The sequence below is a fragment of the Anaerotignum neopropionicum genome (assembly GCF_001571775.1).
Classification (GTDB): domain Bacteria; phylum Bacillota; class Clostridia; order Lachnospirales; family Anaerotignaceae; genus Chakrabartyella; species Chakrabartyella neopropionicum.
In genome coordinates this window covers 30510-43246 of record NZ_LRVM01000011.1, presented here as the reverse complement: position 1 = coordinate 43246, position 12737 = coordinate 30510, and the positions used below count along the sequence as shown (strand labels likewise).

The 12737-nt window shown below is 43.2% G+C and carries 11 protein-coding genes; all 11 read left to right on the top strand.

What is annotated here, in order from left to right:
• Positions 1–149 precede the first annotated feature (149 nt).
• The 11 genes from spoIIE (at position 150) to dusB (ending at position 12663) form a co-directional block, all read left to right on the top strand.
• On the top strand, positions 150–2552 hold the full coding sequence (gene spoIIE / locus CLNEO_RS13025; protein WP_066089913.1) for a stage II sporulation protein E: 2403 nt from the start codon (positions 150–152) through the stop codon (positions 2550–2552).
• A 284-nt stretch (positions 2553–2836) separates the two neighbouring features.
• A complete protein-coding gene (gene tilS, locus CLNEO_RS13020) occupies positions 2837–4201 on the top strand; it encodes a tRNA lysidine(34) synthetase TilS (RefSeq protein ID WP_066089910.1) in 1365 nt (454 codons plus the stop codon).
• Entirely contained in the window at positions 4198–4728 is a 531-nt protein-coding gene (hpt, locus tag CLNEO_RS13015) for a hypoxanthine phosphoribosyltransferase (RefSeq protein WP_066089906.1), read from the top strand. The genes tilS and hpt overlap by 4 nt, the downstream gene beginning before the upstream one ends.
• Before the next feature lie 366 nt (positions 4729–5094).
• Positions 5095–7020, top strand: coding sequence for an ATP-dependent zinc metalloprotease FtsH (gene ftsH, locus CLNEO_RS13010; protein WP_066089903.1), 1926 nt, complete (start codon positions 5095–5097; stop codon positions 7018–7020).
• Positions 7020–7421 (top strand): thioesterase family protein, encoded by a 402-nt coding sequence (locus CLNEO_RS13005; protein WP_066089901.1) that lies wholly within the window; start codon positions 7020–7022, stop codon positions 7419–7421. The genes ftsH and CLNEO_RS13005 overlap by 1 nt, the downstream gene beginning before the upstream one ends.
• Positions 7422–7471: 50 nt before the next feature.
• Positions 7472–8452: a biotin--[acetyl-CoA-carboxylase] ligase gene (locus tag CLNEO_RS13000; protein WP_066089897.1), complete on the top strand. Its 981-nt coding sequence runs from the start codon at positions 7472–7474 to the stop codon at positions 8450–8452.
• Positions 8445–8792, top strand: coding sequence for a DUF6145 family protein (locus CLNEO_RS12995; protein ID WP_066089894.1), 348 nt, complete (start codon positions 8445–8447; stop codon positions 8790–8792). The genes CLNEO_RS13000 and CLNEO_RS12995 overlap by 8 nt, the downstream gene beginning before the upstream one ends.
• Positions 8793–9034: 242 nt before the next feature.
• Positions 9035–9679, top strand: coding sequence for an ECF transporter S component (locus CLNEO_RS12990; protein ID WP_242864210.1), 645 nt, complete (start codon positions 9035–9037; stop codon positions 9677–9679).
• 61 nt (positions 9680–9740) lie between these two features.
• Positions 9741–10541 carry a type III pantothenate kinase gene (locus CLNEO_RS12985; protein ID WP_066089891.1) on the top strand — a complete coding sequence of 267 codons (801 nt, stop codon included), beginning with the start codon at positions 9741–9743 and terminating at the stop codon, positions 10539–10541.
• Positions 10529–11296: a type III pantothenate kinase gene (locus tag CLNEO_RS12980; RefSeq protein WP_066089888.1), complete on the top strand. Its 768-nt coding sequence runs from the start codon at positions 10529–10531 to the stop codon at positions 11294–11296. Before CLNEO_RS12985 ends, CLNEO_RS12980 begins: the two co-directional genes overlap by 13 nt.
• Positions 11297–11694: 398 nt before the next feature.
• Positions 11695–12663 carry a tRNA dihydrouridine synthase DusB gene (gene dusB, locus CLNEO_RS12970; RefSeq protein WP_066089884.1) on the top strand — a complete coding sequence of 323 codons (969 nt, stop codon included), beginning with the start codon at positions 11695–11697 and terminating at the stop codon, positions 12661–12663.
• The last annotated feature ends 74 nt before the right edge of the window (positions 12664–12737 follow it).

The following is a 12737-nucleotide window of genomic DNA, read 5'->3' as shown; positions in this document are numbered from 1 at the left end:
CGAATTTTTAGGTAGAAAAGCGTAGGCTTCACAAAAAAAATACGGAAGTTTTTCAAGGGAATTGTCGAAAAAAAATATACGATACCTCCAGCGATTGACAAAAAAAGCAGTCATATTTTCTTACAATAGAGAATATGGAGGGAAAAGTCATGGAAAAAACAGAAATTATTTTAGAACAAATTGCTCCGCAGCCTGGGGTGTCCCAAGATGCACCTTTTCATTCGTCCAGAATACCCAAGCTGATTCATGGTAAGGATGTATTAAGGTTTGCTATGATATGCGTTATGGGTGTTTGCTGGGGGAAGGCGGAAATGCTACATATTTTGCGCCCCATGGGAATTGCATACCTCTCTTTGTTTTTTGGCGAAGGAATTTTATTTTGGGGCGCGTTGGTTTGTGTTGCGGCGGGGTGCATCGTAGATATTCCTCTAAAGGCAGGGGCAGCGTTGGCTGCTGCTTGCGCCATTCAGCTCACCTTGGGGAGGTTTGTGGAGCGAGAAGAAATGCTGAAAAAGGCCTTGCTGGGCGCCTTTGCCATGGCCCTTGCTGGTGTTTTTTTTGCAATTAGTAAGGGCGGTTTGACTTTTTATTTTGCCGTTGCAGGCATAGAAAGTGCCTTGGTCATGGGGCTTTCTTTATTGGCTCAAAGAGGAATTGTTTTTCTTTGGGAAAAAAGGAAGGTGTCCATTCCCACACGTGAGGAAACCTTGGGTTTGGTATTTCTTTTTGGGGGTGCCATGGCGGGTATTTCTCAAATGGAGGTACCCTATTTACAGCAAGGCGTGCTTCCTTGCCTGTTGGCCTATTTCTTGGCTGCTTGTGCTTGGAGGGACGGAATGGGGGGCGGTTCTGCCGCAGGCATACTGCTAGGGTTAGTGCTATATCTTTGCAGCGGTGTTGATTTATTGTTTTTTACAGTACTTGGCGTGAGCGGGCTTATGGCTGGGTGCTTGAAGGATTTGGGGCGGGTTCCGTTGGTACTTGCACTAATGATAACCCCTGTGCTGTTTTTGTTTTATGCAGATGCTTCGTTGGTGGAGCCTTTATGGGCAGGGGGATGGGCATTGGGTGCAGCCGCTTTTTTCGTAACCCCCAAAAAATACCTTGTTTGGATGACAGGGAATTTGTGGGAAAAAGAGGAGAGCAAGGATAAATTTATTCGAAAAAAGGAGCTTCTGGAGGAACGGCTTCTTGCATTTTCACAAGCCTTTGCCGCTTTGGCAAAAACCTTTGTGCACCAAGAGGAACTTCAAGAAAAAAAGGATGTTTCAAAGCTGGTGGATAACATTGCGGAAAAGGCATGCAAAGGCTGTGGAATGGCCCACTATTGCTGGAATGAGGAGTTGTATCGTACCTACAGCATGACGTTTTCTGCCTTATCCTACTGTGAAGAGAAAGGGCGTGTTACGTTATCACAGCTACCGGAAGCCTTTTCCCAAATGTGCGCTCGGGGGGATGTTTTTGTGAATACCGTAAACCAGGCTTATGACGGATACCGCAGAGATCGCCTTTGGCTGGGACGTTTGGCGGAATGCAGAGAACTGGTTAGTCAGCAGATGAAGGCGGTAAGCGATATTTTATTGGGGCTTTCCGGTCAGCTTGAGGTGGGACATGTCTTTTTGGAGCAGGCGGGGCAATTATTGCGAGAGGAGTGCGGGAAGGAAGGAATTCGTTTGCGGGATGTGCGTGTCGTGGAGGAAAAAAACAGATTTGGCAGACAAGTGCAAATTTCTTTTCGTGGCTGCGGATGTCGCGGCGTGTGCAAAAGTAAGCTCTTACCCTTGGTAAAGCGCACCATGAACCGACCTATGGTTTTAAAGGATGCAAATACCTGTCATTGTCAGAAGGATGGCATATGCACCCTTTGCTTTACGGAGGTACCCTCCTTTGGTTTAGCAACGGCAACGGCCTTTTCCTCTGCTGAGGAAAATCAGCCCATTGGGGATAGCACCGCTTTTTTGGAAACAGATAGAGGAATTGCTTTGATGGCGCTGTCAGATGGGATGGGACAGGGGAAAAGGGCCGCCGAGGAAAGCCGAACGGCCATTGAGCTTTTGGAGCAATTTACGGAGGCAGGCTTCGAACGGGATTTAGCGGTAAAAATGATAAATTCCGCACTACTGTTGAGAAAAGGCGAGGAAACCTATGCAACCCTTGATATTTGCGCCGTTGATTTATTTGACGGCAGAGCGGAATTTATTAAGCTGGGCGCAGTATCTTCCTACATAAGCCGGGGCGAACGCATTTTAACCATAACTGCCCATACCTTGCCGGCAGGAATATTGCAGCAAGTTCAGATTGTGAAAAATGAAATGCTGTTAAAGGATGGAGATATGGTTTTTTTGCTCAGCGATGGCATTACCGAGGCACTGGGTGGGGAAAATATTACAGCGGGTTGGCTCAAGGATAAATTGGAAAAAGTTCCTTTGTCCAACCCCCAGGATGCGGCGGATTATATTCTCAGAGAGGCAAAAAAAGAGATAAAAGATGTTCCAATGGATGATATGACCGTATTGGCGGGACGGTTTTGGAAAAAAAGAAAAAGTGCGTAAAAGAGAATAAAATTTTGCAGCTTGGTAAATCCTGATAATGTAATAATTTCCTTTATATAGTTAAGTATTAGTGATTGAAATGAATGGGCCGACAAAGCCTCTCCTGTTTTTTAAAAATTGGGGAGGTTTTGTTTTTTCATGAAGAAAGGCACAAGAAGGATAATCTGCGGCTATAAATATTGCCTTTTGCCCAATTATCGTGTAAAGTGAATACATATTTGTTTTAAAAAGCCTTCAAACTGAGGGCAATGATATGGAAGAATTTTAGCGTGGGAGCAAGTGATATGCAAAATAAAGTTTGGCAGACCATGGAACAATTTCATATGTGTCCTTATGGAGGGAATATTGTAGTTGGCGTGTCCGGGGGAGCTGATTCTGTTGCATTGCTGCATATATTAAAGGGGTTTGCCCAGGGGCAAAACTGGAGCCTTACGGCAATTCATGTCCATCATGGGTTACGAGGCGCAGAGGCAGACCACGACAGGGCTTTTGTGGAGGAAATTTGCCGTAAATGGGGTATTCCCTGTAAGGTTTATTATTTTGATGTGGCAAAAGAAGCACAAATGCGAGGCTTAGGCATGGAGGAAACGGGACGCTTACTGCGCTACCAGGTTTTTGAGAAGGAAAGAAACGGTGGGGTGATCGCCGTTGCCCATAATAAAAACGACCAGGCAGAAACCATTTTAATGCGTCTTTGCCGTGGCGCAGGGGGTTCGGGCTTGACGGGAATTCGCCCTGTGAGGGATTTTATTGTACGTCCCCTATTATTTTGCACAAGAGAAGAAATCGAAGGCTATTGTGAGAAAAATGGGCTGAGCTATTGTCAAGACAGCACAAATATGGAAAATACCTATACAAGAAATCGGGTTAGAAACCAGATTTTGCCTTTGCTCATGGAAATTTATCCTAAAGCAACGGCACATATTGCCCAAGCCGCCGAAATTTTCGCTGAAGAAGAAGAATATTTGCAGGGTCAAGCCATGGAGCTGTTTTCCAGCGCTGGGGAAAAGGTGGGAAACCATGAGATAAGGCTTAATATAAGTGCGCTAACGAATATGCACAGGGTAATGCAAAAGAGAGTTTTCGGCATAGCTTTTCAGAAATTAGGCGCAAAAAAAGATGTGACTTTCGTTCATTTCGCACTGCTGGAAGGACTGCTGAAGCAAGAAAGCGGCAAAAGCTTGCATTTGCCAAACAAAATGATTGTGCAAAGAAATTATGATGTAATAACGATGAAAAAAGATAGGGTGGAAGGCGTGGGTTTTTGCTATTCACTGCCTATGGGACAGGAAATTTTTGTTGCCGAAGCCAATTTATTTGTGCGTACTTGGGTTTGTACGGAAAAAAGTACAGAAAAAAATGAAGATAGCTGTACGAAAGTATTTGATTATGATAAAATAGGCTGTGCGATTTTTTGTCGAACCAGACAAAAGGGAGATCGCCTTGCCGTTGGAAATGGGCGGAAAAAGCTGAAAGATTTTATGATTGACGACAAAATTCCCAGAGATGAGAGGGATAGAGTACCTCTGATTGCCTTTGAGGATCAAATTCTTTGGGTAGTGGGTAAGCGCTCATCGGCGGCATATCAAGTGGATGGGGCAACAAAACGTTTTTTGACAGTTCAGATACGGAGGTTCGTTAAGGAATGAAAGAAAGAGTAGAAGTGATGATCAGCGCTGATGCAATCAGCAAAAGACTGGAAGAAATGGCTGAGCAGATTTATGAGGATTTTGGCGGTGAGCAGGTTGAGCTGGTTTGTGTTTTAAAAGGTGCGGTAATGACCTTGACAGAGCTTTCCAAACGACTGAAAATGCCCGTTACAATGAGCTTTATGGATGTTTCCAGCTATGGAAACGGCACGGAGAGCTCCGGTAAAATTAAGATTTTGCGGGATTTGGATGAGGATATTTCAGGGAAAAATGTTCTTTTGATTGAGGATATTATTGACAGTGGCAGAACGTTAAGCCATTTGAGAGATCTTTTATTAAAAAGAGAACCAAAGTCTTTTAAGATTTGTACCTTGTTGGACAAGCCGGACAGACGCGTTGCGGATGTTCCTGTTGATTATGTTGGCTTTACCATTCCTGATGCATTTGTGGTTGGGTATGGCTTGGATTATGCCCAAAGATACAGAAATTTGAATTATGTAGGCATTTTGCATTTTGACGAAGCATAAATAATGCCGGAAGAGGAGTTCCCTATTAGGAATTCTTTTTCTTTTTTTGTCAGGGTAACACTGCACAATTTGCGGCTAACGCATGTACATCCATCTGCTTGCATCTTTTCCATCAGTCTGCACAAAAATGCTCCCAAATACCACCAGTATTCACAGTGCTTTTTGTTTTGGCTGACGAAAAATCTGACAGCACATTTGGACGCATAGAATTATGACGTATTACCATAGAAAAAGCGGTGTTTTTGGTGAAACTTTTCTAAACCTACGTTGCCTTTTCTATGAAAATGTGATAAAATTATAAACTAGTACGGATAAATTAAGAAGGAATAAGTAAATTCGCATTACGAATCAACAGGAGGGAATCTATTGAATAAATACTGGAAGGCCATAGGGCTGTATGCGGCAATTTTTGTTATTATTCTGGCCTTTTTGGCCTTCAATAACGAGGGGTTTACTGCTCCGAAGGGGGAACAAAAGGCATATACTTACAGCGACTTGTTAAACGAGTTGGAAAGCGGCAATATAAAAGAGCTTGCTTTAAGCAGAAGCAAAGAGGTTGGTGACTTTGGTACTGCTGAGGCGACCCTTGATGACGGCAGCGTTATTTCTGTAAATATTAATAGCATTTCCACTTTCCAAGAGCGTGTAGATCAGAAGATTGCCGATGGAGACGCAATTAAAGTAACAATCCAAGATGTGCCAAAAGAGAGCTTGCTCTCTACCATATTGCCGTCTTTGATTATGATGATTGTTATGGTGCTGTTTTTTATGCTGCTGTTTAACAAGCTTCAAGGCGGTGGCGGGAAAATGGCAAGCTTTGGAAAAAGCAAGGCAAAAATGAGTGTAGAGGGTGAAAACAAAATCACCTTTGAAAACGTTGCGGGCTGCGATGAGGAAAAAGCGGAGCTGGAAGAATTGGTTCATTTTCTTCGTACACCCCAAAAATTTACGGATTTGGGCGCGCGTATTCCAAAAGGCGTGCTTTTGGTTGGCCCTCCGGGGACAGGTAAAACGTTGTTAGCAAAAGCGGTTGCGGGTGAGGCAGGCGTGCCGTTCTTTAGCATTTCCGGTTCTGACTTTGTTGAAATGTTTGTCGGTGTTGGTGCATCCCGTGTGCGTGATTTGTTTGAGCAGGCGAAGAAGCATGCACCAAGCATTGTTTTTATCGATGAAATTGATGCCGTAGGGCGTCGCAGAGGTGCCGGCCTTGGCGGCGGACATGATGAAAGAGAGCAAACCTTGAATCAGCTGCTCGTTGAGATGGACGGCTTTGGGATTAACGAAAGTGTTATTATTATTGCTGCAACCAACCGGGCGGATATTTTAGACCCTGCGTTGCTGCGTCCCGGTCGTTTCGACAGACAGGTTTATGTGGGCAGGCCTGATGTAAAGGGCAGAGAGGCGATTTTGCGGGTACATTCAAAGGGCAAATCCTTGGCGCCTGATGTTGACTTGAAGGTGGTTGCCCAAACAACAGCGGGATTTACAGGCGCTGACTTGGCAAATCTTTTAAATGAGGCAGCATTGCTTACAGCCAGAGCAGACAAAACGGAAGTTGACATGGAAGAAATCCAGAAAGCGCTGATTAAAATTGGCGTTGGAACAGAGAAAAAGACCAGAGTGATTTCTGATAAAGAAAAATATATTACGGCATACCATGAAAGCGGACACGCCATTTTATTTGAAGTATTAAGTGAGCTGGATCCTGTTCATAGCATTTCTATTATTCCTACGGGAATGGCGGGGGGCTACACCATGCCCTTGCCCGGCGAAGATAAAATGTATATGACAAAGATATTCATGGAGCAGGAAATTGTCAGCCTATTGGGTGGTCGTGCGGCGGAATATATTGTGATTAAGGATATCACCACAGGCGCCTCCAATGATATTGAACGTGCAACAGCAATGGCTAGAAATATGGTTACCAAATATGGCATGAGTGAGCTTTTGGGCCCTATTCAGTTTGGCGATGACAATAATGAGGTGTTTATCGGCAAAGATTGGGGACACCAGCGCAATTACAGCGAGGATATTGCTACAACCATTGATAAAGAAGTAAAACGTATTATAACCTATGCATATGACGAAGCAATACGGATTTTAAAAGAAAACATAGAGGTATTGCATGCTTCCGCAAAGCTGCTTGTTGAAAAAGAAAAGGTAACAGGCGATGAATTCCGCACATTGTTTGACCAAAAGGTGCGGAATGAAATCTTAGGCATTGCAACGGAGGAAATAGAGGAAATTACCGACTTACAAAACATAAGAGAAGACAGAGAGGAGCAAGACTGATGGATTTTAACAACATTGTACCCGGAATCACCTTTGAAAGAGAATATATTGTTGAGGAAACAGATACAGCAGCCGTATTCGGAAACGATAACGTGCCGGTGTTTGCATCCCCCAGATTATTGTCATGGATTGAGGGCACCGCAATTGGCGCGGTAAAGCCTTTTTTACCGGAGGGTTGGGAAACCGTTGGCACATCCTTTGAATTTAAGCACATGGCTGCGACTCCTGTTGGCATGAAGGTACGCATCGTAGTTGAACTGACCGAGGTAAACGGTAAGCTTTTAACCTTCCAAATTAAGGGCTACGATGAAGTTGATAAAATTTGTGAAGGCACACATGGCCGTGCAATAATAGATTTGCAAAAATTCATGAGCCGTGTAAGCAGCAAGGCAAAAGGGTAAGATAGAATGAGAGCGTCTCAAAGACGCTCTTTTTTTGACGGAGGTTATTTATGTATCGAATTTTAGAAATTTTACGTCGAGAGCAAGGATTCCTTTCCGGTCAAGACATTGGAGAGCAGTTGCGTATTAGTCGGGCTGCTGTTTGGAAGGGAATAAAAAAGCTGAGGGAAGAAGGTTATGAAATAGAAGCCGTTACAAATAAGGGATATCGATTGATTTTACACGATACCATGTATAATGAAAAGGAAATTGCCCAAGGGCTTTCAACAAAAAAACTGGGAAGAACCATTTGTTTTTATAAGGAAACGACCACCACCAATGGTTGCTTGCGTGAGATTGCCCTGGATGGGGGAGACGAGGGAACCATTGCCGTTGCCGAGCGAATGACCGCCGGGCGGGGTAGGCGTGGGCGTCACTGGGAAGCACCTGCCGGTTCCGGTATTTGGATGAGTATTTTGCTGCGGCCCAATATCTTTCCTTCTGAGGCATCGGTACTTACCCTTTTAGCAGGACTTGCCGTATGCCAGGCATTGGAGGCGGAAACAGGGCTTTCTCCTAAAATTAAGTGGCCTAACGACATATTGTTAAATGAAAAGAAGCTGGTTGGAATCCTAACGGAGATGGATTGCGAAATGCAGCAGACACATTTTGTAATTGTTGGCATTGGCATCAATGTGAACACCACCGAGTTCCCGGAGGGACTAGGGGATATCGCTACCTCTCTTTATTTGGAAAGTGGAAGAACTTTTTCCAGAAAAAACATTTTGCAAAGGGTTTTAGTGAATTTTGAAAGTTTGTATGAAGAATTTATTGCTTCCCATTCCAGCTTTGCGCCATTTCTTTTTAGGTATAAGGAAAAGTGCAGCACCATCAACCAAGAGGTTAAGGTTTTGGGTAAGGAAACCTTTTTTGCCCAAGCGGTGGATATTACACCCGAGGGCGAATTGGTTGTAATTAGAAAGGATAATGGAAAACAAGAGGTTGTCTTTTCGGGAGAGGTTTCTATAAGAGGAGGGAAACAAGGTGAGTAACTTTATTTTGGCGGCGGCAAGCTACGAGAAACAAAAATATTATTTGGAGCCCATGTTTCAGAAACTTCCCGAAGGAATTCAGGAGGAAATCCGAATTATTTGCGTTACAACGGCGCAAAAGCTGACTTGCACTTTCCTTATGGGTTTTCGGGAAAATGGTGAAATATATTTTGAAACGGTGAAGCGTGAAGATGATTTTGATTTTGATGAGATCGGGGCGGAGTTGGAGGTAAAGGAGATTTTTCGTACCCAAAAACAGCTCCTTGCATCTTTATCGGCATGGTTCACCATCTATTTTACAGATGAAGGAGAAAAATTAAAGGATCAGCTTTTGGAATGAGTCGAAAAATGGTGAAACATTGTACAAAAATTAACAAAAATCCTAAAAATATATTGTAATTATTTCATTAGCTGTTATAATGGTTCAAGGTGAGTTTTCTAAGAAATATCAGGGAAAGATGTTATGGTGATGAACAACCAGATATACTTCAAATGATTAGAATGTGAACCCAAATAAAACCTAGTAATCTTATATCTTCCGCCATGCGGAGCATAGGAGTGAGAATGAAAGGAGTCATTACAATGAGTGAACAGGCTATGGCAGTAAAAAGTGGGGAAAAGCTTTCTGTAAAGGATTTAACAACGACGGGAATGATGATTGCCATCATTTTGCTGATGTCCTTTACCCCTTTGGGATTTTTGCGAACGGCGGGCTTAGAGGTTTCTTTAATTACCATTCCCGTTGCAATTGGGGCAATGATTATCGGACCCAGGGCAGGTCTGCTTTTAGGTACAGTGTTCGGCTTAACCAGCTTTTATCAGTGCTTTGGAATGAGCCAATTTGGAGTGGTTCTTTTGGGGATTAATCCCTTTTTGACGTTTCTTGTTTGTGTGCCTACAAGAGCTTTGATGGGATGGCTTACAGGAATTGTTTTTAAAGGCATCGAAAAATTAGACCATTCTAAAACCGTTTCCTTTTTTATCGGTGGTTTTCTTGGGGCATTATTTAATACAATATTGTTTATGGGTGCATTGATGCTGTTTTTCTGGAATACTGAATATATTCAGTCCATTAACACAAGCCTAGGCAACTTAAATGTTTTTGCATTTATACTTGCTTTTGTTGGCGTGAATGGTTTGCTTGAAGTGCCGGCAACATGCATTGTGGGCGGTGTGGTTTCCAAAACACTTAGAAAAGTATTATATAAAAAGATTCGTTCAAACTAAGGCTATCGTAAGGCGCGGGTTAGCTCGCGCCTTTTATGTTTGGTTTTGAGGAGAGGGAAGCATGATATTAGTAATTGATGTTAGTAATACCAACACAGTGATCGGCGTTTTTGACGGAGAAGAGCTTGTGGCAAACTGGAGGTTATCTACGGTAAGCAGCCGAACCTCCGATGAAACGGGTATCTTAATTCGTGGGTTTTTTCAGCATGCCAATATTTCGGTCATAGAAATTGAAGCGGTGATTATTTCTTCCGTTGTTCCTAATGTGATGTACTCCCTGACCAACGGCATCCGCAAATATTTAAGGCGTGAAGCCATGATTGTTCGTTCAGGAATGAAAACAGGCATTAACCTTAGGATGGAAAATCCCAAGGAGATGGGAACGGATCGTATTGTAAATTTGGTTGCGGCTTATGAAAGATATGGTGGACCGGCCATTGTGATTGATTACAGCACGGCAACTACCTTTGATGTAATCAGTGAGGATGGGACATTTTTAACGGGAATTACAGCGCCCGGGCTTCAAATTTGCGCAGAGGCTTTATATCAAAAGGCGGCGAATTTGCCAAAGTTTGAAATTGTTGCACCCGAAAGCATAATCACCAAAAATACCGTTGAAAGTATGCAGGCAGGTCTTGTCGTCAGTCATATCGGAGAAACAATTTATATGATTAAATGCATCCGAGAAGAATTTGGCTTTCCTAATATAAAGGTAATTGCTACAGGAGGCCTTGCCAAAATTATAGATGAGAAGGAAGAAATATTTGATGTTTATGACCCTGTTCTTGCATTGCATGGGTTGCGGCTCATATACAACAAGAATAAGAACAGGCGACAGGGGGAAAGCAAATGCTTCTTGTAATAGACGTTGGGAATACAAATTATGTTTTGGGTGTATATCACAAAGAAAAGCTGGTGAAGTGCTGGCGTATGGCCACCGGAAGCAATAAAACGGCAGATGAAACAGGGATTTTTTTGTATAATCTTTTCGAAGCGGCAGGCTTTGATGTAAAGCGAATTGAAGCTGTGATTATTTCCTCTGTTGTTCCCGATATTATGTATTCCCTGACCCAGGGGATTCGGAAATACTTCAACATTGAACCTATGATTGTGAGTGCTGGGATGAAAACGGGCATCGTCATCAAGCGGGACAACCCAAAGGCAGTTGGGGCGGATCGCATTGTCAATATGGTTGCTGTCAATGAGATTTATGGTGGCCCGGCAGTGGTCATTGATTATGGTACAGCCAATACCTTTGATGTCATTAACGAAAAATCCGAGTTTATTACGGGTTTAATTACACCTGGTATTTCCATTTGTGCAGAAGCCTTGTATCAAAGAGCAGCACAGCTTCCCAAGATTGAGATTAAAAAGCCAAAATCCATTATTGTGAAAAATACGGTAGGTAGTATTCAGGCGGGTTTGGTCATTGGACATATCGGGCAAACCAAGTACATCATTAAGCAATTGAAGGAGCAGCTTGGCTTTTCCGAATTGAAGGTTGTTGCAACGGGGGGCTTAGCAAGGGTAATTGATCCGGATAAGCAGATATTTGATATTTTGGACCCTGTGTTAACGCTAAAGGGCTTGAGAATTTTATATCATAAAAATAGATGAGGAAAAGGACGGTTGTCCTTTTTCAGAACGTAGACAAAGTCAAAACCATGAGGGCTTTGCCCTCAAGCACCCACAAGGGTTTCACCTTAGCACTTTGCTGCGCAAAGCTGTCCTTTGGACAGATGACACTTCTTTGCCATTGCACCTTGACCCTTTAGAAACCGCATAGCTATGCGGTTTCAATAAAAGTTTTTGGTCTTGCTTTTTTCAAAAAGCAAGCAGGTGGTCATCACTTTTGCTACGCAAAAGCCGGCTCCGCCGTCTGTCCTATCTTGGGCAGTGAGAGGGCGGCGCCCAAGGTTTGTCTTCAGTCGAAAAGGACGCTTGTCCTTTTTTTCTTGCAAAGAATAAAAATGTTTGGTATGATAAAAAACCAAAGAAAGATATGAGGTGTTATCATGCGAATTGGAACGGTTGAAATTGAAAATAATGTGTTTTTGGCACCTATGGCTGGAGTAACGGATTTGCCGTTTCGATTATTGTGTAAGGAAATGGGCTGCGGTTTGGTTTATTCGGAAATGGTGAGTGCTAAGGGGATTTTATATGACAATAAAAATACAACGGAGCTGTTGATGGTTGAGGAGGCAGAACGCCCCACAGCCATACAGCTTTTTGGCTCAGATCCTCAAATTTTAGGGGAAATGGGGCGGAAAATTGAGGGATACCCCTTTGATATTCTTGATGTGAACATGGGCTGTCCTGCACCGAAAATTGTGAAAAACGGAGAGGGAAGTGCTTTGACGAAGGAACCTTTTCGTGTGGGAGAGATTGTAAAGGCATTGGTTGAGGCACAAAATAAGCCTGTGACTATAAAATTCCGCAAGGGCTTTGATGATATGCATATTAATGCCCCTGAAATTGCGAAAATTGCCGAGGCAAATGGCGCTGCTGCGGTGGCGGTGCACGGTAGAACGAGAGAGCAATATTATAGTGGCAAGGCGGATTGGGACATTATTCGCCAGGTAAAGGAGGCCGTAAGTATCCCTGTTATTGGAAATGGAGATGTGTTTACGCCTCAGGATGCCAAAAATTTGTTTGAGCATACAGGCTGTGATGCCATTATGGTGGGACGGGGTGCCCAAGGAAATCCGTGGATATTTCAAAGGATATTGCACTATCTGAAATCAGGAGAGATTCTACCTGAGCCTACAGCGGGGGAAAGGGTTGAAAAAGCCTTGCGCCATGCAAAAATGTTGATTGCATATAAAGGCGAATACATCGGCATCAGAGAAATGCGTAAGCATATGTCTTGGTATATGAAGGGGTTGCCGGGATCTGCTGAATTGAGGGGGAAGCTGAATTATACCGAAAGCAGAGAAGAAATGGAAGGTTTGTTGCAGGGATATTTAAGGAAACAGAATCAATAAAAAAGCCCATATTATATTATGGGCTTTTGCGTAGCATAAGTGATGAAAATGCCTGCTTGCTTTTGAAAAAGCAA

Coding starts and splice junctions, on each gene's coding strand:
- CLNEO_RS13000 (WP_066089897.1), top strand. CDS start 7,472: ATGTATCGAATTTTAGAAATTTTACGTCGAGAGCAAGGATTCCTTTCC.
- spoIIE (WP_066089913.1), top strand. CDS start 150: ATGGAAAAAACAGAAATTATTTTAGAACAAATTGCTCCGCAGCCTGGG.
- CLNEO_RS13005 (WP_066089901.1), top strand. CDS start 7,020: ATGGATTTTAACAACATTGTACCCGGAATCACCTTTGAAAGAGAATAT.
- hpt (WP_066089906.1), top strand. CDS start 4,198: ATGAAAGAAAGAGTAGAAGTGATGATCAGCGCTGATGCAATCAGCAAA.
- CLNEO_RS12990 (WP_242864210.1), top strand. CDS start 9,035: ATGAGTGAACAGGCTATGGCAGTAAAAAGTGGGGAAAAGCTTTCTGTA.
- dusB (WP_066089884.1), top strand. CDS start 11,695: ATGCGAATTGGAACGGTTGAAATTGAAAATAATGTGTTTTTGGCACCT.
- tilS (WP_066089910.1), top strand. CDS start 2,837: ATGCAAAATAAAGTTTGGCAGACCATGGAACAATTTCATATGTGTCCT.
- CLNEO_RS12985 (WP_066089891.1), top strand. CDS start 9,741: ATGATATTAGTAATTGATGTTAGTAATACCAACACAGTGATCGGCGTT.
- CLNEO_RS12980 (WP_066089888.1), top strand. CDS start 10,529: ATGCTTCTTGTAATAGACGTTGGGAATACAAATTATGTTTTGGGTGTA.